The 18,323-nt window shown below is 64.7% G+C and carries 18 protein-coding genes; 11 read left to right on the plus strand and 7 right to left on the minus strand.

Annotated elements, in window-relative coordinates:
* Window positions 1-14: 14 nt before the first annotated feature.
* From recF to dnaA, 3 genes are all read right to left on the minus strand, one after another.
* On the minus strand, window positions 15-1,097 hold the full coding sequence (gene recF, locus NDK18_RS14560; protein ID WP_250626136.1) for a DNA replication/repair protein RecF: 1,083 nt from the start codon (window positions 1,095-1,097) through the stop codon (window positions 15-17).
* 82 nt (window positions 1,098-1,179) lie between these two features.
* Complete coding sequence (gene dnaN / locus NDK18_RS14565) at window positions 1,180-2,280, minus strand: DNA polymerase III subunit beta (RefSeq protein ID WP_250626137.1); 1,101 nt, start codon at window positions 2,278-2,280, stop codon at window positions 1,180-1,182.
* A 201-nt stretch (window positions 2,281-2,481) separates the two neighbouring features.
* The gene (dnaA, locus tag NDK18_RS14570) at window positions 2,482-3,828 is read right to left on the minus strand and encodes a chromosomal replication initiator protein DnaA (protein ID WP_250626138.1); all 1,347 of its coding nucleotides are present in this window, start codon (window positions 3,826-3,828) and stop codon (window positions 2,482-2,484) included.
* A gap of 178 nt (window positions 3,829-4,006) precedes the next feature.
* Here dnaA and rpmH point away from each other — a divergent pair, with 178 nt between their 5' ends.
* The 6 genes from rpmH to NDK18_RS14600 all read left to right on the plus strand — a co-directional run bounded on the left by rpmH (window position 4,007) and on the right by NDK18_RS14600 (window position 8,967).
* Window positions 4,007-4,141: a 50S ribosomal protein L34 gene (gene rpmH / locus NDK18_RS14575; RefSeq protein ID WP_250626139.1), complete on the plus strand. Its 135-nt coding sequence runs from the start codon at window positions 4,007-4,009 to the stop codon at window positions 4,139-4,141.
* A gap of 10 nt (window positions 4,142-4,151) precedes the next feature.
* Window positions 4,152-4,538 carry a ribonuclease P protein component gene (gene rnpA, locus NDK18_RS14580; RefSeq protein ID WP_250626140.1) on the plus strand — a complete coding sequence of 129 codons (387 nt, stop codon included), beginning with the start codon at window positions 4,152-4,154 and terminating at the stop codon, window positions 4,536-4,538.
* A gap of 61 nt (window positions 4,539-4,599) precedes the next feature.
* Entirely contained in the window at window positions 4,600-6,312 is a 1,713-nt protein-coding gene (yidC, locus tag NDK18_RS14585; RefSeq protein ID WP_250626141.1) for a membrane protein insertase YidC, read from the plus strand.
* Window positions 6,313-6,355: 43 nt separating this feature from the next.
* Window positions 6,356-7,681, plus strand: coding sequence for a tRNA uridine-5-carboxymethylaminomethyl(34) synthesis GTPase MnmE (mnmE, locus tag NDK18_RS14590; RefSeq protein WP_250628177.1), 1,326 nt, complete (start codon window positions 6,356-6,358; stop codon window positions 7,679-7,681).
* Between the two features lie 39 nt (window positions 7,682-7,720).
* On the plus strand, window positions 7,721-8,653 hold the full coding sequence (locus NDK18_RS14595) for a ketopantoate reductase family protein (protein ID WP_250628178.1): 933 nt from the start codon (window positions 7,721-7,723) through the stop codon (window positions 8,651-8,653).
* A 65-nt stretch (window positions 8,654-8,718) separates the two neighbouring features.
* Complete coding sequence (locus NDK18_RS14600; protein WP_250626144.1) at window positions 8,719-8,967, plus strand: hypothetical protein; 249 nt, start codon at window positions 8,719-8,721, stop codon at window positions 8,965-8,967.
* Between the two features lie 16 nt (window positions 8,968-8,983).
* Here the strand turns inward: NDK18_RS14600 and NDK18_RS14605 are convergent, their stop codons facing one another.
* Both NDK18_RS14605 and rbsK read right to left on the minus strand, forming a co-directional pair.
* Window positions 8,984-10,867, minus strand: a complete 1,884-nt coding sequence (locus NDK18_RS14605; protein WP_250628179.1) for an LTA synthase family protein — start codon at window positions 10,865-10,867, stop codon at window positions 8,984-8,986.
* Window positions 10,868-10,893: 26 nt separating this feature from the next.
* The gene (gene rbsK / locus NDK18_RS14610) at window positions 10,894-11,787 is read right to left on the minus strand and encodes a ribokinase (protein ID WP_250628180.1); all 894 of its coding nucleotides are present in this window, start codon (window positions 11,785-11,787) and stop codon (window positions 10,894-10,896) included.
* Between the two features lie 89 nt (window positions 11,788-11,876).
* Here rbsK and NDK18_RS14615 point away from each other — a divergent pair, with 89 nt between their 5' ends.
* From NDK18_RS14615 to hemC, 4 genes are all read left to right on the plus strand, one after another.
* A complete protein-coding gene (locus tag NDK18_RS14615) occupies window positions 11,877-12,542 on the plus strand; it encodes an alpha/beta hydrolase (RefSeq protein WP_250626147.1) in 666 nt (221 codons plus the stop codon).
* Window positions 12,543-12,576: 34 nt separating this feature from the next.
* The gene (locus NDK18_RS14620) at window positions 12,577-13,647 is read left to right on the plus strand and encodes a sensor histidine kinase (protein WP_250628181.1); all 1,071 of its coding nucleotides are present in this window, start codon (window positions 12,577-12,579) and stop codon (window positions 13,645-13,647) included.
* Window positions 13,628-14,335, plus strand: a complete 708-nt coding sequence (locus tag NDK18_RS14625; RefSeq protein WP_250626149.1) for a LytR/AlgR family response regulator transcription factor — start codon at window positions 13,628-13,630, stop codon at window positions 14,333-14,335. The genes NDK18_RS14620 and NDK18_RS14625 overlap by 20 nt, the downstream gene beginning before the upstream one ends.
* Window positions 14,336-14,421: 86 nt before the next feature.
* A complete protein-coding gene (hemC, locus tag NDK18_RS14630) occupies window positions 14,422-15,354 on the plus strand; it encodes a hydroxymethylbilane synthase (protein ID WP_250626150.1) in 933 nt (310 codons plus the stop codon).
* A gap of 2 nt (window positions 15,355-15,356) precedes the next feature.
* On the opposite strand, the gene NDK18_RS14635 is transcribed toward hemC, so the two are convergent.
* Both NDK18_RS14635 and NDK18_RS14640 read right to left on the minus strand, forming a co-directional pair.
* Window positions 15,357-16,202 (minus strand): DUF481 domain-containing protein, encoded by an 846-nt coding sequence (locus tag NDK18_RS14635; RefSeq protein ID WP_250626151.1) that lies wholly within the window; start codon window positions 16,200-16,202, stop codon window positions 15,357-15,359.
* 80 nt (window positions 16,203-16,282) lie between these two features.
* Entirely contained in the window at window positions 16,283-17,161 is an 879-nt protein-coding gene (locus NDK18_RS14640; protein WP_250628182.1) for a hypothetical protein, read from the minus strand.
* A gap of 176 nt (window positions 17,162-17,337) precedes the next feature.
* On the opposite strand from NDK18_RS14640, the gene NDK18_RS14645 reads away from it, so the two are divergent.
* The gene (locus NDK18_RS14645) at window positions 17,338-18,321 is read left to right on the plus strand and encodes a helix-turn-helix transcriptional regulator (RefSeq protein ID WP_250626153.1); all 984 of its coding nucleotides are present in this window, start codon (window positions 17,338-17,340) and stop codon (window positions 18,319-18,321) included.
* The last annotated feature ends 2 nt before the right edge of the window (window positions 18,322-18,323 follow it).

Below are 18,323 nucleotides of genomic sequence, written 5' to 3' on the forward strand. Positions count from 1 at the left end.
GGGCATTCGGTCAATTATAGCAGGGCGGCGACTTGGCCTTGTTCCACGTGGAACATCGTGGTCCGGGCCGTCTCAAGCGCCGATGGGACGTCCGTGCCGGTAATAAGCACCTGTACCTGATGCTGAAGAAGCTGCCCCACCACCCACTCTTGATGGGTGCGATCGAGCTCAGATGCAAGATCATCCAGGCAGATAACCGGCCATTCGCCGCGGTTCGCTGCATAAAGCGCCGCCTGGGACAGTAGGGCGGCCATCGCTGTGAGCTTTTCCTGGCCACGGGACAAATGTTCCCGCAAAGGGGCGCCTTCGAAGTGGATCGACCAGTCCGCCCGGTGGCAACCCACCGTGGTGTGCCCCCGCCCAAGATCGCGCTCCCGGCGGCCCCGTAAGGCCAGATCAAGGGTCAGGTCGTCAGGCCAGCCCCGGCGATATACCAGCTCCACGGCGCCCAGTTCCGGAAGCAGGGCCGCTGCATAGCGGGCCAAGTGGAGCCGAAGCTGCTCAAGATAGGATTTCCGATGGGCATCGATCGCTTGACCTGACTGAGCCAGTTCAGCCTCCCAGGGCTCCAGAAGACCGAAGTCCACCGACCCGCCTTGCCGCAGCAGGCTGTTCCGTTGCTTAAGTGCGCGCTGGTAGCGGCGCCAAGCCAACAGGAAATCGTGTTCCACGTGGAACACACCCCAGTCGAGGAAGCGGCGTCGCTCATCGGAGGGGCCGGCAATCAGGGCGTGGGATCCTGGTTCGAAACAGACAACGGCAGCGTGCTGTACGAGGGCGCCAAAACTGGACGCCGCGGCGCCGTCCACCCTTGCCGCCCATTTCCCACCCTCCTTGCCGAATCCGAGGCGATGACGGGCCCCGGATTCCAGTGAGACCTCGGCAAACACCGAAAACCCCGTCGCACTACGGCTGATCAGGTTCTCCCGGCTTCCAGCTCGGAAGGAACCGGCGTGCGAAAGAAGGTAAGCCGCCTCCAGCACGCTGGTCTTGCCAGCACCATTGGCGCCAGTGAAAAGGTTCACACCAGGCGCGAGCGACAGTGAGACATCGGCCAACGATCGAAGGTTGGCGATACGCAGGGTATCGATCTTCATCGCACCGCCCCCGCAACGAAAGACGCCGGGAGGTCGAAGGACCGTCCCGGCGTCGGCTTCCGGCAAGAGGCTGCCGGAGGTGTCACAGGCGCAGCGGCATGATCACGTGACGGGCATCCTCGTTGCCCTCTTCCTGCAGCAAACAGCTCGATTGCGCATCGCGCAGGCTCAAACGCACGTTCTCGCCTCGCAGCGCACCCAGGGCGTCGAGCAGATAGCCCACGTTGAAGCCGACGGCGAGATCCGACACGGATGTCTCGCATTCCACTTCCTCGACCGCTTCTTCCTGCTCGGGGTTGTGAGCCACGATGCGCAGCTTGCCGGGGCTCAGCTCCAGCTTCACGCCACGATATTTCTCGTTGGACAGGATCGCCGCACGCTGTAGGGCACTGCGCAGCACCTCACGATCGATCGTGGCCGTCTTGTCGGCGCCGAGCGGGATCACCGCTTCGTAGTCCGGGAAACGGCCGTCAATCAGCTTGGAGGTAAACACCACATCGCCGCGGCGGACGCGCAGGTGGTTCCGGCCGAATTCGATCTCTACCGAACCCTCGCCCGTCTCGAACAAACCCACCAGCTCATTCACGCCCTTGCGCGGGATGATGATCTGGCGGCGAGCGGCCACCGAGCTTTCCAGCTGGGTCTGCTTCAGCGCCAGGCGGTGGCCATCGGTGGCAACGCAACGCAGCGTGTGCTCCTGCAGATCCAGCAGCATGCCGTTCAAGTAATAACGGACGTCTTGGTTGGCCATGGCGAAGGACGTGCGGTCCATCAGGTCGCGCAGGACTTCCTCGGGAAGCGTGACCCGCTCCACCAGCTCGATTTCGTCGATGACCGGGAATTCGGTGCTGGGCAAGGTGGCCAGGGTGAAGCGGCTGCGTCCGGCATTCAGGGCGACACGCTCGCCGTTGAGTTTCACGTCGATCTTGGCGCCGTCGGGAAGGGCCCGGACGATGTCGAAGAGCTTGCGTGCCGGAATGGTCACTTCGCCTTCGTGGACTCCGGTCGCCGGCGTGCTGGCGATCATTTCCACTTCCAGGTCCGTGCCGGTGAATGACACACGCTCGCCCGAGGCCTGGACCAGCAGGTTGGCGAGTACCGGCAGGGTCTGCCGACGCTCAACTACTCCCACCACCTGTTGCAGGGGCTTTAGCAGAACTTCCCGTTGGATGCTGAATTGCATGCGTCCCCTACTCCTGCTTTTTGTTTTTAAGATGTATTTAGTGGTGGTTGTAGGTGCTGTGCGTAACTTAAGAAGTCCGATAAATCATTTAAAATCAAAAACTTATCTTGGAGCTTCGGATGTATCGTTTGGTCTGCGGACTGTGCGCGACCTGTGGATAAGTCGGGCACCGGTAGTTACCCAACTATTATCCACACCTTGTCAGCCCGTTAATATACGGATCAGCTGTTCCCAATCCTGGCGCATGCGAACGTCCTTTTCGCAGAAACCGCGAATGGTGCGGCAGGCATGCAGCACCGTGGTGTGGTCACGCCCGCCAAAAGCCTCGCCAATCTCCGGCAGGCTGTGCTCGGTCAATTCCTTCGACAGTGCCATGGCCATCTGCCGCGGCCTTGCCAGCGAACGCACGCGGCGCTTGGACAAGAGGTCGGACAGCCGTACCTGGTAGTAGTCGGCCACCGTCTTCTGGATGTTCGGCACAGTCACGGCCTGCGCATGCGTGTTGAGGAGATCACGCAGGGTTTCCTCGGCGAAATCGGTGGTGATCGGCTTGCCGTAGAAGTTCGCCCGGGCGGCCAGCGTGTTGAGCGCGCCTTCCAGGTCGCGCACGTTGGAGCGGATCCGGCGAGCCAGCAGCATGGCCACATCTTCGGACACGGCCATGCCCTTGTCGTGCGATTTGGACAACAAGATGGCCGCGCGCGTTTCGAAATCGGGCGGCTCGATCGCCACCGACAAACCCCAGCCCAACCTCGATTTCAGGCGTGGTTCGAGCTTGTCCAGCTCCTTCGGGTAGCGGTCGCAGGTCAGGATGATCTGCTGCTTGGCTTCGAACAGCGCGTTGAACGTATGGAAGAATTCTTCCTGCGTGGTGTCCTTGCCGGCGAAGAACTGGATGTCGTCGATCAGCAGGGCATCGACCGAGCGGAAGCGCCGCTTGAACTCATCCATGCTCTTCGTTTGCAGGGCCCGCACCATGCCGCTGACAAACTGCTCCGAACGCAGGTAAAGCACCCGCGTACCGGGGTTGTTGGCCACGATCAGGTTGCCTGCCGCATGCATCAAGTGCGTCTTGCCCAGGCCCGTGCCGCCATACAGCAGCAGCGGGTTGTAGGCCCGGCCCGGGTTCATCGCCACCTGCATCGCCGCGGCCTTGCCCAACTGGTTCGATTTGCCTTCCACGAAGGTCTCGAACGTGTAGTGCGGGTCGAGATTGTGCGCGTATTCGGGCTCAACCGGCAGGGAAGGCTCGGAGGGGCGGGTGGCGCTTGGCATCGACGAGGCCGGGCGCGGCGGGGCGGCGCGTGGTGCGCTCGAACCCACCTCCAGGCGCACGGGGATCTCCCGGCCGGCCAGGTGATCCACCACACCACGAATGGTGGGCAGGTATTGCTCGCGTACGGCGTCCAGGGTGTACGGATTGGGCGCAAAAAGATGCAATCCGTTGATATCTTCGCGGGCCTGCAAGGGCATCAGCCAGGTATGCAGATCCTCGGCGCTCAATTCGCCTTCCAGACGCTCAAGGCAGCGCCGCCAAAGTTCACTCATCGGGGTATCGGTCTAGGCTCGTCTCCCGCGGGACGCGGGAAGGACAGTGGAGTCTATCAGCAAGGGGCCACCCCCCCCGGGCGCCATCCGGCCAGCGGCCACACCCATGTGTTTGACAGGACGCCAAAAACTTTCCATACTCTCCAACCTTTTTTCATCCAGACACACGGACTTCGCCATGAAGCGGACTTTTCAGCCCAGCGTCCTCAAGCGCGCCCGTACCCACGGTTTTCGTGCCCGCATGGCCACAGCCGACGGTCGCAAGATCCTCAGCGCCCGCCGCGCCAAGGGTCGCAAGCGCCTGATCCCGTAGTAGCCCGCTGATGGCTGCAGCTGCCGGCATGCCGCGCCAGGCGCGGCTACGGCGCGCCGCCGACTTCGACGCGCTTCGCCAGGCCAGCAGCGGTCGCTTAAGCGGCCGCTGTTTTGTTTTGCGCTATGGAAACAACGAGGTTGGCAACGCCCGCATGGGCCTGGCCATTTCCAAGCGTGTTTCCAAGCGTGCGGTTGACCGCAACCGCCTGAAGCGCCTGGCGCGTGAGTCGTTTCGCCGCGCCCTCCCCGGCTTGCCCCCGGTTGATATCGTCGTGACCGCCCGCACTATCGCGCTGGAGTGTTCGGGCGCGGAGCTCCTTGCCGAGCTTGATGAGCTCTTTGCCCGGGTGCGGCCGTTGAAGGCGGCGCTGCCTCCCGGCACAATCGCGAGCTGATCTTCTTTTCTTCCTTCGTCCCGCGACCGTGCCCGTCGCGCCACCGGACACGTCCAAGCTAATGAATCAATCGCGGCTGTTCCTTTTCCTGGCGCTCATCGCCGTCTCCTACCTGCTGATGGAAGCCTGGCAGAAGGATTACGCCCCGCCGCCGCCCGTGGCTGTGCCCACGGCTACCGCAGCCTCCGACGGTGGCGTGCCCGCCGCCTCCGGCAGCAGCGCCGAAGCCGTGCCGGCCGCCGCCAATGCGGCGAATGTCGACAAGGCCAATGCGCCGGCAGCTCCCGCTGCGGAACTGGTCACCGTCACCACCGACGTGCTCCGCCTGACCATCGATACCCGTGGCGGAAGCCTGGTACGCGCCGAGCTCCTGGCCTACCCGGATTCGCCGGTCACCAAGAACAACCCCGCGCCGCCGCCGGTGCGCCTGCTCAACGATTCCACCGACCACTACTTCGCCGCACAGGATGGCTTGGTCAGCACCAACGGTGCCGCCCCCGACCATCGCGCGCTGTTCCATGCCGAGCAGACCAACTACACCCTGGCCGATGGGCAGAACCAGGTGGGCGTCAACCTCACCTGGACGGGCGACAACGGCCTTAAGGTGACCAAGAGCTACACCTTCACCCGCGGCAGCTACGTCATCGGTTTCGACCAGCACATCGAAAACGGCGGCAGCAGCGCCTGGACCGGCAACGCCTACCAGCAGCTGCAGCGCGTGGACCAGCCCAAGCCTGCCGGCTGGTGGACGTCCTACACCGATCCGTCCTCGCACAGCTTCTTCGGCGCCGCCTGGTACAGCACCGACGAAAAATACGAGTCGATGCCGTTCGCCGAGTTCATCAAGAAGCCTCTGGACCGCCCGATCACCGGTGGCTGGAGCGCGATGATCCAGCATTACTTCTTCGTTGGCTGGATTCCGCCGGCGACCGACGCGGTTGCGTATTCCACCAAGGTGCTCGATCCGGACACCGCGCAGCCGCGGTATCTGATCCGCGCCTTTGGCCCGGCCATCACCGTGGCACCGGGACAGGCGCACGACAGCAACGCGCGCCTGTACATCGGTCCGAAGCTGCAGGGTACGTTGAACGCCATCGCGCCGGGCCTTGAGCTTTCCACCAACTACGGCTGGCTCACCGCAATCTCCCAGCCGTTGCATTGGGCGCTGTCGAAGCTGCATTCGATCTCCGGCAACTGGGGCGTGGCGATCATCCTGCTGGTGCTGTTGCTCAAGGCCGCGCTGTACAAGCTCACCGATGCGCAGTTCCGCTCCGGCGCACGCATGCGCAAACTGCAGCCGCGCGTGGCGGCGCTGAAGGAACGCTACGGCGACGACAAGGCCAAGATGCAGCAGGCCATGCTGGAGCTGTACAAGAAGGAGAAGGTCAACCCGATGTCCGGTTGCCTGCCGATCCTGATCACCTTCCCGGTGTTCATCGGCCTGTACCGCGTGCTGATGGAAAGCGTGGAACTGCGCCATGCGCCGTTCTTCGGCTGGATCCACGACCTTTCCTCGCCCGACCCGCTGTTCATCCTGCCGGCGATCTACGTGTTGATCACCATGGCCACGCAGTGGCTGACACCAGCGGTGGGCATGGATCCGGCGCAGGCGAAGATGATGAAGGTGATGCCGCTGATCTTCGCGGTGGTCTTCGCCTTCTTCCCGGCGGGCCTGGTGTTGTACTGGATCATCAACGGTGCCACCAGCCTTCTGCAGCAGTACCTCATCACGCGCAGCGTCGACCGCGCGGATACAAAACTGAAAACGGCTTGAGGAAAAACGCGGGGCGCATCGAAGGATGCGCCCCGCTCCGCTTATGGACCACGATAACGACACCATCGCCGCGATCGCCACCGCCGCAGGTATGGCGGGTGTAGGCGTCGTTCGCGTGTCGGGGCCCCTGGCGCCTGCCATTGCCCACTCATTGCTGGGCCGCGCACCGCGCGCGCGCCATGCCCACCTGAGTGTCTTCCGTGACACGACGGGCGAAACCATCGACCACGGCTTGTTGCTGTACTTCCCCGCGCCCGCCAGTTACACCGGCGAAGACGTGCTGGAACTGCAGGGCCACGGCAGCATGGTGTTGCTCGATGAACTCCTGCGCCATGTATGCACGCTTGGCGCGCGCCTGGCACGCGCCGGCGAGTTCACCGAGCGGGCGTTCCTCAACGGCAAGCTGGACCTCGCGCAGGCCGAAGCCGTGGCCGACCTGATCGCCGCACGATCGCGCGCAGGCGCGCACGCGGCGATGCGTTCGATGGAAGGCGTGTTTTCGCGCAAGGTCGAAGCCGTGCAGGAACAGCTGATCCATCTGCGTGTCCACGTGGAAGCAGCCATCGATTTCCCCGAAGAGGAAATCGACTTTCTGGCCGATCCCGTGATCCAGCGGCAACTCGATGCCTTGCGTGCGTCGCTTGATGATCTGCTCATCGAAACGCGTCGTGGCGTGCGTCTGAACGATGGCCTTAGCGTTGCCATCGTTGGCCGCCCGAACGTGGGCAAGTCCAGTTTGCTCAACGCCCTGGCCGGGCGCGAGCGCGCCATCGTCACCGACATCGCAGGCACCACGCGCGACATCGTGCACGAGCTGGTGAGCCTTGATGGCATGGTGATCGAACTGGCGGACACGGCAGGCTTGCGCGACACCGACGACGTGGTGGAGCGCGAAGGCGTGAGGCGCGCGAATGATGCCCTGCGCAAGGCAGATGTGGCGCTGCTGGTGACGACGGCGTCGAGCGTCGAAGACGACATGGCGCTACTGGATGATGTCCCGGAGGACATTGCCCGCCTTGTGATATTGAACAAGCAGGACGTTGATCCTGCTTCGAGCGATGGAAAAGATCGCATCGCGTTGTCAGCGCTTACGGGTGAAGGCGTGAACGCGCTCCGCGCCCGCTTGCGCGAGTTGGCCGGTTTCCGACAAGGGGATGGAAACTTCAGTGCCCGTCGGCGTCATGTCCTGGCGCTGGAGGCGACCGCCGCACAACTTGTGCATGCCGACGAAGCGCTCGCCGCACGTGCCGGTGAACTGGCCGCCGAATCGTTGCGCACTGCGCAGGCGAGCCTTGGAGAGATTACCGGCAGCCACACAGCTGACGATTTGCTGGGCAGCATTTTCGGGTCGTTCTGCATCGGCAAGTAGCGGGCTAAGATAGCTATCTCGCTCCCATAAGGAATGGACATGCGCTACCTCATCCTCGGTGCCGGCGCCCTCGGCGGCTTTTTTGGCGGTCGCATGCTCGAAGCCGGCCTGGACACTACGTTCCTGGTACGTGAACACCGTGCCGCGGCGTTGGCCAGGCGGGGTTTGCGCGTTACCAGCCCCAAAGGCGATATCCTGGTCGACAAGCCGCCCCTGGTGCAGGCCGATGGCCTGAAGGCGGAGTACGACGCGATCATACTCAGCTGCAAGGCCTATGACCTGGCCAGCGCGATGGAGGCGATCGCGCCTGCGGTAAGTGTAGACACGGCGATCATTCCACTGTTGAACGGCATGGATCATATCGAACGGCTGCAGCATCGCTTCGACGTCCGCAACGTGCTGGGTGGGCTAAGCGTGATCTCGGCGAGCCTGGATGCCGAGGGCGATGTGCGTCACCACAATGATCTGGATCTGCTGAGTTTCGGCGAGCTCGATGGCTCCCACAGTGCGCGCGTGGGTGCCATCCAGAGCGACCTGTCAAAGACACGCTTCACCGTTCAGGTGCCCGACGACATCCAGCTGGCGATGTGGGAGAAGTGGTGCTTCATCGCTTCGCTCGCGGGCATCAACTGCCTGATGCGTGCGTCCGTCGGCGAGGTCGTCGATGCCGGCGGCGTGTCGCTCGCGCTGAAGCTCTATGACGAGTGCGCGGCGGTGGCCGCGTGGCAAGGTTTCGCCCCGCGTGCTGAAGTACGGCAGCGTGCAGGCGCCGCGCTTACCGCCAAAGACTCACCGTTGACGGCTTCGATGCTCAGGGACATCCAGCGCGGATCGTCCACCGAGGGCGAGCACATCCTGGGCAGTCTTCTCAGGCGCGCGACGTCGGCGAACATTGACGCGCCGACACTGGAAGCGGCAACGGTGCATCTTCGCGCCTACGAAAATTCCCGCGCAAACACCACGCAAGGCTAAGCCGGGCACGGAGCGCGACGACAGGTGCACACACGCAGACTCGAGCCTCCGCGCGAGTGTGTGCCATGAACCCGTTATTCCTGTCCGTTGCCCTGTCCACGCTCGCCGCTGACACGGGAAGCATCACCTTTCGGGGCGCCGTCGTCGCTCCAACCTGTTCGTACCATCACGTTGAAGGCCCCCATGTCGTCGACGCGGGGGATTGCTACCAGGGCACAAGGCCCATGGTGACCGAACCCGCAACGCAGCCGGACCCGGCCACGATGGAACTGTTGGGCACGAACATCCCCACCTGGCGCCTTACCTATCTCTAGACACCAGGCCAGCGGATCAGCCCTGCGGTTGGTCGGGACTCACCCGGTAGCGTTGGCCCATGTAACTGGCGCTGGCCCATAGCGCCTGGGCAAGTGCCTCGCGGGCAAGCAGGGGATCCACATCCATGGGCGTCATGGTTTCACTCGCCCTGTCGTAGGCGAACTGCATAGGCGCCGTGTCCGGCTGCATGACCAACAGATCCGTGCCCTTCAGGTAACCCTGGTTATCGCTGTACTGCATCACGGCGCGGTCCGGGTCGCGCTGGGTTAGATCGGCGCCTGGCATCGGGTGCACGCAATCGATACCCATCAGGGAAAGCAACGTGGGCGGAAGATCCATCTGGCTTACCAGCCGTTCGTCTCGGCGCGGCGTCACGCCGCTTCCCACGATCAATGCCGGGATATGGAAATGCCGCACGGGAACCAGGCTCGCCCCATGCACGCGGGCGTCGTGGTCGGCCACCACCAGGAACACGGTGTTTTCCCAGTACGGCGATGTCTTCGCGCGATCAAAGAACTCGCCCATGGCCCAGTCGGCATAGCGCACGGTGTTGTCCACCGTGGCCGGGTCACCATCCGCCGGTATACGGCCGGTGGGATATTCCCACGGCGTATGGTTGCTCACGCTAAATGCCACGCTCACGGTCGGAGCGTCGCCGTCCCGCATCAGCCGATGGTGCAACTCATTGAACATGTCTTCGTCGGACGCGCCCCAGGAACCAATGAAACCCGGCTTCACGGCGAACTTCGGCAGGTCCACCACGTCGTCGAAGCCATTGCCAAGGCAAAAACTCTTCATGTTGTCGAAGTGGGCTTCACCGCCGTAGATGAAACGCGAGGCGTAGCCGAATTGCTTCAACAATCCGGCGATGGTGAAGAAATCGCGCTGGCTGCGCGGAAGCTTCACCACCGCTTCGGCGGGGGTAGGCGGAAAACCGGTCATCACCGCTTCCAGGCCACGCACCGAACGCGTTCCGGTGGCGTAGGTTCGGGCCAGCAACCAGCCTTCACCGGCAAGCGCATCGAGCCTGGGCGTGAGGCCGCGGCCCCCCAGGCAACCGACGAACTGCGCGCCCAGGCTTTCCTCGATAATGATCACCAGGTTCGGCTTGGCCGCGCGCCGCACACTGGGCACCTGGCGTTGCTGCATGTCGCCATCGGCTCGACCCCACGCTTTCGCCACCGTCGCCTGCACCTCATCGGCGGGCATGCGTCCGTACACGGCCGACGCGGGCTTGTCGCTGCGCATCACCATGATCGCGTTGGCCACCACGAAAGCGGAGTTCAGCGGCAACTGGTTGATCATCGCATCGCTGCAGAATGCCACCTGCGCGGCGTTGAGCGGCCGGTGCCCCAGGCTGCCGCGACCGAGCGCGAACAACACCACGAACAGGACCAGGGTAAGCACCGCCTTCTGCCACAAGGCCAGCGCGGGATCCGGGCCGCCGCCATGGATGAAGGCAAGCCCGCCCCAGCACAGCAACACCGTGACCAGCAGGCCGCCAAGCAGCATCGCCTTGAAACCGCGCCAGAGCATCGTGGAAACCTCGCGGGGGTTGCCCAGGTACTCGATGAACAGGCGATTGGGCCGCGTGTCGTACTCGATGACGAATTGTGGCGTGCAAACCTCCAGCAACACCACGATGCACCACCACACCGAAAACCACGTCCCGACGATCCACACCGCCCACGGCTGGCCGCCAAGCCACGGCGCCAGCAGGAAGGGAAAGCCCGCGACCATCGAGAAGAAGCTCAAGTCGATGCGCAGGCCGCCCCACATCACCGGCCGCAAGCCGCCGGCGCCGCGGACGCGCGCTCCTTGCCAGATCGCGAACGCCAGGCGGCAGACGGTGGTCAGGAGCACCGCGGCAAGGAAGAAACGCCAGCACAGGGAGAACAAATCAGGTGGTCCTTGAAGGCAATCGTTTACTTTACCGCGGACGCGAGGGCTTCGGTTTCACGTAACGACGGCATGCCACCCTGCGCGCCCAGCCGCGATACCGAAAGCGCGGCCGCGGCGCAGGCCAGGCGCACGGCTTCATCGATGCCGCGATCCAGGAATACCGCCATGGCGCCGTTGAAGGTATCGCCGGCGCCCGTGGTGTCCACGACATCCACCTTGAAGCCACGCTGGTGTACCGGCTCGCCACCATCGCGATACCACGCGCCTTCGCTGCCGCGCGTAAGGACCACCGGGCAGGGTGCGCATGCCATCAGCGCGCGGAAGTCCCCGTCAGCGTTTTCGCCAAGCACGCCGGCCAGTTCGTGCTGGTTCGGCGTGAGGTAACGCACGCGTTTGAGTAGTGCCGCAGGAAGGCGCTGCGCCGGCGCGGGATTCAGGATCACCGGCACGCCGGCCCGGGCGGCTACGTCGACCGCCGCTTCCACCGCTTCGAGGGGAATTTCCAGTTGAAGCAGCACGGCGTCGGCGCCATCGAAGGCGGCAGCGGATTTCTCCACCTGGGCCGCGGTGACACGGGCATTGGCCGCCGGCACCACCACGATCTGGTTCTCACCGCTGGCCACGGTGATCGACGCCGTGCCGCTTTCGGTATCGTCCAGGCGCCTGACGTGGGTAAGGTCGATGCCTTCGCGTTGAAGGCCCGTGTACAGCTGGTCGCCAAAAGCATCACGGCCTAGCGCTCCCACCAACGACACGCGTGCGCCGAGGCGAGCCGCGGCCACCGCCTGGTTGGCGCCCTTGCCACCGGGCACGGTAAGGAAGCGTTCGCCCATCAGGGTTTCCCCGGGGCCGGGAAAACGTGCGGTCACCGTGACCAGGTCCATGTTGATGCTGCCCACCACGACGATGCGTGCCATGCCACCGTTTCCTTTACCGCGTCTTTGATCACGATGCCTAGGATAGTCGATGCGTTAGCATGCCCGTTCCCAAGGCTGCCCCCTCGCCCATGATCCCCGAGACCGTCGAACACGAAACCGGCCCCGCCCCTACGCATTCCATCATCTGGCTGCACGGCCTGGGCGCTGATGGCAACGACTTCGCGCCGATCGTCCCGGAGCTTGTCGACCCTTCCTGGCCCCCCCTCCGTTTCGTCTTTCCGCATGCGGCCGTGCGCCCGGTGACGATCAACAACGGCATGCCGATGCGCGCCTGGTACGACATCGTGAGCTTCGACGAAGCTGACCGCCAGCGCGCGCCGGGCATCGGGCATTCGATCGCCGCCGTCGAGGCCCTGATCGCACGCGAAAACGAACGCGGGGTGCCGGCACACCGCATCGTGCTGGCCGGATTCTCGCAGGGTGGCGCGGTGGTCCTGTCGGCGGCACTGCGTTATCGCGAACGACTGGCAGGCCTTGTCGCCTTGTCCACCTATCTTCCGTTGCGGGATACGCTGACCGCGGAAAGCCATCCGGCCAACGCCGGTTTGAAGGTGTTCTGGGGTCATGGCACGGCCGATCCGGTCATCCCGCTGGCACTGGGTGCGGCCTCCCGCGATATTCTGATGGCAGGTGGCACCGACGTGGAGTGGCACGCCTATCCGATGGCGCATCAGGTGTGCGCGCCCGAGATCGCCGACCTCAAGGCATGGCTGGGCAAGCGCCTGGCTAACTGACGACGCCTGCACGGCCATCGTGCATACTCGCGCCATGCCTGATCCCAGCCCCGCTATCGAAGGAAAACTGCGCGGACAGGGCGTGGGCCTGCCCGACTTCTGCAGTCTTCCGGTGCTGTTCGCCCTGCTGCTGGTGGGCGCGATGACCGTCACCCTGATGTGGCTTACGCCCGGCGAAGCTGCGCGTATCGAGGACTACACGGTGGCCATGCTGTTCGTGGCCTGGATCGCGGCGCTTTCCACGCTGGCGCTTTGCAAGCTGCGCAATCAACTGGAGCGGCTGCCGGGCCTTTTTCCCTATGCTGGCGTCTGGGTGCTGCTGGTAGTGCTGGTGGCAGTGGCGGCGATGATCGTGGCCGCCCTGGACCATTCGCTGGGCATGGGGCTGACACCCGTGTCGGCGGCCCCTTTCGTGCGTCGTTGCACGGCGGTCACCGCCCTGCTCGGCGCGGGACTGCTGCGCTATTTCTACGTGGTGGCGCAGTGGCAGGCGCGCATGGCGGCGGTGGCGCAGGCCCAGGTCGATGCCCTGCAGGCTCGCATCCGCCCCCATTTCCTGTTCAACAGCATGAATACCGTGGCGGCCCTGGTGCGTGTGGACCCCACCGCCGCCGAGCGCACCGTCGAGAACCTCGCCGAACTTTTCCGGGCCGCACTCGGTGCCGACAGGGCGGCAGTAGGTACTTTGTACGAAGAGCTGCAACTCGTCGATCGCTACCTTGCGATCGAGCAGCTGCGCCTGGGCACGCGGCTCACCATTCGCCGCGACATCGGCGATTTGCCGGTGGCCTTCCCGATGCCGCGCCTGTTGCTGCAACCGCTGGTCGAGAACGCGGTGCGTTACGGCGTGCAACCTTCGGTGGAGGGGGGCACGGTGAACATCAGCGGGCACGCCCATCGTGGCGGCGTGGAATTGCGTATCGACAATCCGTTGCACGACGCGCCGGTCAGCGGCGGCCACGGCCATGGCCTGGACAATGTTCGCCAGCGCATCGCACATCATTTCGGTACCGCCGCACGGGTCGATGCCGGCCCGGTCGATGGCCGCTTCGTAGTCAGCATCTATCTACCGGGATCTCCCCGCCATGCGCGTTCTGGTCGTTGACGACGAACCCCTGGCGCGCGCGCGCCTGGAGCTGATGCTCAAGGATATGCGCGACATCGACGTGGTCGGTAGCGTGGGTGATGGCGAATCGGCCCTGTCCGCCTGCGCCGCCCTGCATCCGGATGTCCTGCTGCTGGACGTGGAGATGCCGGCGCTCACCGGCGAAGCCGTGGCCCAGCGGCTGGCCAGCGTGGCCGGCGCGCCGCAGGTGATCTTCTGCACAGCCTATGAAAGACACGCCATCAGCGCCTTCGAACTGGGCGCGGTGGACTATCTGCTCAAACCCGTGCGCAGCGAACGCCTGGCCGAGGCACTGGCGCGTGCCCGCGCGCGCATCGCGCAGCCGTTGCCCCAGCAAGGCAATACCCTGGTAGTGCGCCGCGGCAGTGAAAGCCGCCGATTGGACCTTGCCGACGTCCGTTATTTTGTTGCCGACGAAAAATACGTGGAAGTCCACCTCGAACGCGACACCTGGTTGATGGACGAGTCCCTGCGGCAGATCGAGCAAGCCTTCGGCGAGCGGGTCATCCGTCTGCACCGGAATTGCCTGGTGCCCGCGCACGCCCTGTTGGGCCTGAAGACGCTCGCCGACGGCCGCGTGCTGGCGCGCCTGGCCGGTACCGATGCGATGCCCGAGGTCAGCCGCCGCAACCTGGTGGCCGTGCGCCAGCGCCTGCGCGAGGCCTGACACGACTGGCGACACCGTGCCGCGCTGCGCGTGCCGCTCGATTGCGTGACAATGACCATCCCTTGCACCTTACCGAGAACCTGCCGATGAGCCAGACACTGCGCATCGCCACGCGCAAGAGCGCCCTGGCCCTCTGGCAAGCCGAGCACGTGGCTGCCCTGCTGCGCCAGGCGCACCCGGGCCTCGCGGTCGAGCTGGTACCCATGAGCACCCGCGGCGATGAAATCCTAGACCGCTCGCTGGCGACCGTCGGCGGCAAGGGCCTGTTCCTGAAGGAACTGGAAGTGGCCATGCTCGAGCATCGCGCCGACCTCGCCGTGCATTCGCTCAAGGATGTTCCCGCGGTGCTTGAACCTGGCTTCGCGCTCTCGGCCATCCTGCCGCGCGCCGACGCCGCCGATGCCTTCGTCAGCAACGTGGCGGAAAAGCTCTCCGATCTTCCCATCGGTGCGCGCGTAGGTACCTCGTCCCTGCGCCGCCAGTCGCTCTTGCGCGCCGTGCGCCCCGATTTGCAACTGCTCGACCTTCGCGGCAACGTGAATTCGCGTGTCGCCAAGCTCGACGATGGCCACTACGACGCGATCATCCTGGCCTGTGCGGGCCTTGAGCGCCTGGGGCTGGCTTCCCGCATCCGCTCGCGGCTGTCGTCTCCCGAATGGCTGCCGGCCCCGGGGCAGGCAGCGATCGCCATCGAGATCCGAGAGGACGATATCCGTGTGCACGAGCTCACAAGCGCCCTGGACGATGAGGAAACGCGCATCGCGGTGACAGCCGAGCGCGCGATGAACGAACAGCTTGGCGGCAATTGCAGCGTGCCGGTGGCGGCGTGGTGCGTGGTGGCCGAGCACGGGCTTACCCTGCACGGCTTGGTCGGCGACGTCCAATCCGGGCGCATCCTGCGCGCCACGGCTGATAGCGCGACGGACGATCCGGTCGCCTTGGGTCAGGAAGTGGCGCGCATGTTGCGCGAGGCCGGCGCGGACGAATTGCTCGCCCCACACGCCGGCCACCAGGCATAGCTTTAGAAGTTGTAGACCAGGTTGGTGGTGTACAGCGTATCGGTGGACTGCGTACCCGGCTGGGTGTCGCTGTTGTAGCGCACCTGGTAGGCGAGCTTCAGCGCCAGCTTCTTGGTCATGCTCACCGAGAACCCAAGGTCGTTCTGGTAGTACTTGTTCTGCGAACCGGCTTCCGTCAGGAACGTGTCCTCGATCGAGGTGTTGTCGGTGAGGCGGTACTTGGCGTTGATAAGGCCGCGCGCCACCACTTCGTTCTTGCGATCGGGCCGGAGGGTGGTGTCGGCTATGCCGTCGCCGTTGGTGTCCACTTCGGACTTCGTCGGCTGGTATTCCTTGTAACCGGGGCCGATTTCGAACGAGAGCTCGGTACGGTCGTTTTTAAGCGCGATGTAGCCGTAACCGATCGAGACGATGCCCTGCCAGATGTTGGCGCCGAAGTCGTCGTGCTCGTAGCGGGCCGCGCCCACGATGTAGCTGCGCGGGTCGAACTTGTAGCCCACCGAGGCACCTGAATCGTAGCGGTTGGCGGTAGTGCCGAACTTGTCGATGGTCTGGCCGTTGGAATCGACGATGGATACATCGCCCTTGGAGCGCAATCCGTTCAAGTAGAAGGAGTTCTTCCAGTACTCGTTTTCCTGGGCCAGCCCAAGCTTGGCGTTGGCGTTCTCGGTGCGCGAATTACCGCGCGCCGAAGCGAAGCCGAATTCGCCCGAACCCGTCCAGCCGCCATTGGCAGCGCCGGTGGAATCGGAGACGGCCGGCGGCGGCGGGATGGTGGAATCGATGGTCTGGGCATGCACGCCCCAGGACGCGGCAAGCAATATCGTGGCGAGGGGAATTTTTTTCATCGTCGGTCCGAAGTAGTTGGGTTACAGGGGGTCAACGAGCCGGGGCCAAGCGGGCCGGCACACGGGGCTTTCGAGGGAAATCAGCCGAGGCGGATGCGGGCATGCGCCGCGCAAAAGAGCCGTTGTCCCAGGCATTGTCCTATGACACAGCTTAACGCCGCCATGGCGGCGGCGCCGGCTTCCAGGGCGCCGGAGCCCACCGCGGCCAGCACGCAGGGTACCCCCACCCCCAGCACCGCGGCCGTCAGACGGCCCTGGGAGGCCACGGGTTCGGCCGTCGGGGCGTCCAGACGGCCAATCGGGCCATGCGACAGCGCCCGCCAGCGAAGGCTGTCCAGCACGCCCGAGGCCAGCGCCGCGATCAGAACGAAGACCCGGGCCACATACACATTTCCTTCACCATGCTCGGTGGTTTCCAGTACCACGCACAGCCACAGGCACAGGCCGCCGGCCAGCAACGCCGCCACCAGCTTGGCCAGGGGAAGCAGGATGGGCATGGGCGGGCGCATGCCGTCGCGGCGGCAGGCATTGCGCGCGGACTGCAGCAGGGTGGCCAGGCAAAGCGCGGCCAGCGCCAGCCCGGCCAGGCGGGTGGCCCAGAAATCGTTGCTGCCGCGGGCGAGCCCTGCCACGGCCAGCATCGGCAGATAGGCACCCATGGCTACCAGGCCCTCGATGGTGGGCAGGCTGCCTTGCGTGGGTTCCCATCCGTGCCACAGGCGTGCCCCGGGCACGCGCAGGCAACTGGCGATCAGGCCGCCCGATACCAGCACCACGCCCGCAAGCAAGGGCGCAAGTACTTCACCGCGCCCGTCGACATAGACTCCGGCCGCCAGTGCCACGCCCATCAGCAGCCAGAGCCCGTAACCGGCCGTGGCCAGTACCGACAGCACGACGCCGGTCAGCGGGATGCTGGCCATATCCAGCGGACGCCGGGAGGTCAACGTTCGGTCGGCCATGGATGGGGGATTCCATGTCTGGCTGAAGGGGAAGGTACGGCTGGGGAGGCCGCATGATCGGCTATCTTTACCCCAGCCGCGTCCGGAAGCAAACGCCATTTGGCCTCATGCCGAAGACACGCCAGCCGTGGCAAGCTGTGCAATGGGCGCCCTGCCCCCACTTCACGGCGACGAACATGGACCGCTACGAGCGTATTCTGACCCTCCACCGCCTGTTGAAGTCGGCCCACTACCCGGTGCCGCTGCCGCGGTTGATGGACGAATTGCAATGCTCCCGGGCCACGCTCTACCGCGACGTGGCGTTCCTCCGCGATGGCCTGGGCGCGCCGGTGCAGAGCGCACCTGGCGAGCAAGCCGCCTTCCGCTACGAGGTGGGCGAGGGCGACAGCTTCGAGCTTCCGGGCCTTTGGCTCACATCCGACGAGCTTGCCGCCCTGCTGGCGTTGAACGAGTTGATCGGCCGTTCGGACCCCGGCGTGCTGGCCAACGCGCTGGCGCCCTTCAAGACGCGCATCGAGCGCCTGCTGTCCGACCATGGCAGCGGCAAGTCGCTGCCAGTGGACCGCATCCGGGTGATCTCCTGGGGTGCGCGCACGATGGACCAGCAGACATTCCGTATCGTTGCGGGCTCCACGCTGGAGCGTAAGAGCATCACCTTCCGCTACAAGGCGCGCACCACCAACGCCGACTCGCGCCGCACGGTGTCGCCGCAGCGGCTCACCCACTACCGCGACAACTGGTATCTGGATGCCTGGGACCACGACCGCGAGGCGCTGCGCAGCTTTGCGGTTGACCGTATCGTCGAGCCGCGCGTGCAGGACGCCGCGGCTAAGGATGTGGGTGAAGCGGAACTCAACGAGATGCTGGCCTCCAGCTACGGCATCTTCGCCGGCAAGCCCAAGGCATGGGCCACGATCCGTTTTTCAGCCCATGCCGCGCGCTGGGTGGCCGATGAGCACTGGCATTCGCAACAGCGGGGCGAATGGCTACCCGATGGCCGCTACGAGTTGAAGGTGCCTTATTCCAATTCCCGGGAATTGTTGATGGACGTGCTCAAATACGGGCCAGACGCTGAAATCGTCGGCCCGCTCCCGCTTCGCGAAGAGATGAAGATCATGCTCCAGCTTGCCCTCACCGGTTACCAGCAACAAACAGCCTGATG

Origin of the sequence: Pinirhizobacter soli, assembly GCF_015905305.1 — a bacterium.
Lineage (GTDB): Bacteria > Pseudomonadota > Gammaproteobacteria > Xanthomonadales > Rhodanobacteraceae > Pinirhizobacter > Pinirhizobacter soli.

What these genes read in the sequence shown, in the direction of transcription:
- NDK18_RS14625 (WP_250626149.1), top strand. Translation starts at nt 13,628, where the DNA reads ATGCGCGTTCTGGTCGTTGACGACGAACCCCTGGCGCGCGCGCGCCTG.
- NDK18_RS14615 (WP_250626147.1), top strand. Translation starts at nt 11,877, where the DNA reads ATGATCCCCGAGACCGTCGAACACGAAACCGGCCCCGCCCCTACGCAT.
- rpmH (WP_250626139.1), top strand. Translation starts at nt 4,007, where the DNA reads ATGAAGCGGACTTTTCAGCCCAGCGTCCTCAAGCGCGCCCGTACCCAC.
- NDK18_RS14620 (WP_250628181.1), top strand. Translation starts at nt 12,577, where the DNA reads ATGCCTGATCCCAGCCCCGCTATCGAAGGAAAACTGCGCGGACAGGGC.
- NDK18_RS14600 (WP_250626144.1), top strand. Translation starts at nt 8,719, where the DNA reads ATGAACCCGTTATTCCTGTCCGTTGCCCTGTCCACGCTCGCCGCTGAC.
- dnaN (WP_250626137.1), bottom strand. Translation starts at nt 2,280, where the DNA reads ATGCAATTCAGCATCCAACGGGAAGTTCTGCTAAAGCCCCTGCAACAG.
- yidC (WP_250626141.1), top strand. Translation starts at nt 4,600, where the DNA reads ATGAATCAATCGCGGCTGTTCCTTTTCCTGGCGCTCATCGCCGTCTCC.
- NDK18_RS14595 (WP_250628178.1), top strand. Translation starts at nt 7,721, where the DNA reads ATGCGCTACCTCATCCTCGGTGCCGGCGCCCTCGGCGGCTTTTTTGGC.
- NDK18_RS14635 (WP_250626151.1), bottom strand. Translation starts at nt 16,202, where the DNA reads ATGAAAAAAATTCCCCTCGCCACGATATTGCTTGCCGCGTCCTGGGGC.
- rbsK (WP_250628180.1), bottom strand. Translation starts at nt 11,787, where the DNA reads ATGGCACGCATCGTCGTGGTGGGCAGCATCAACATGGACCTGGTCACG.
- recF (WP_250626136.1), bottom strand. Translation starts at nt 1,097, where the DNA reads ATGAAGATCGATACCCTGCGTATCGCCAACCTTCGATCGTTGGCCGAT.
- rnpA (WP_250626140.1), top strand. Translation starts at nt 4,152, where the DNA reads ATGGCTGCAGCTGCCGGCATGCCGCGCCAGGCGCGGCTACGGCGCGCC.
- NDK18_RS14645 (WP_250626153.1), top strand. Translation starts at nt 17,338, where the DNA reads ATGGACCGCTACGAGCGTATTCTGACCCTCCACCGCCTGTTGAAGTCG.
- hemC (WP_250626150.1), top strand. Translation starts at nt 14,422, where the DNA reads ATGAGCCAGACACTGCGCATCGCCACGCGCAAGAGCGCCCTGGCCCTC.
- dnaA (WP_250626138.1), bottom strand. Translation starts at nt 3,828, where the DNA reads ATGAGTGAACTTTGGCGGCGCTGCCTTGAGCGTCTGGAAGGCGAATTG.
- NDK18_RS14640 (WP_250628182.1), bottom strand. Translation starts at nt 17,161, where the DNA reads ATGGCCGACCGAACGTTGACCTCCCGGCGTCCGCTGGATATGGCCAGC.
- mnmE (WP_250628177.1), top strand. Translation starts at nt 6,356, where the DNA reads ATGGACCACGATAACGACACCATCGCCGCGATCGCCACCGCCGCAGGT.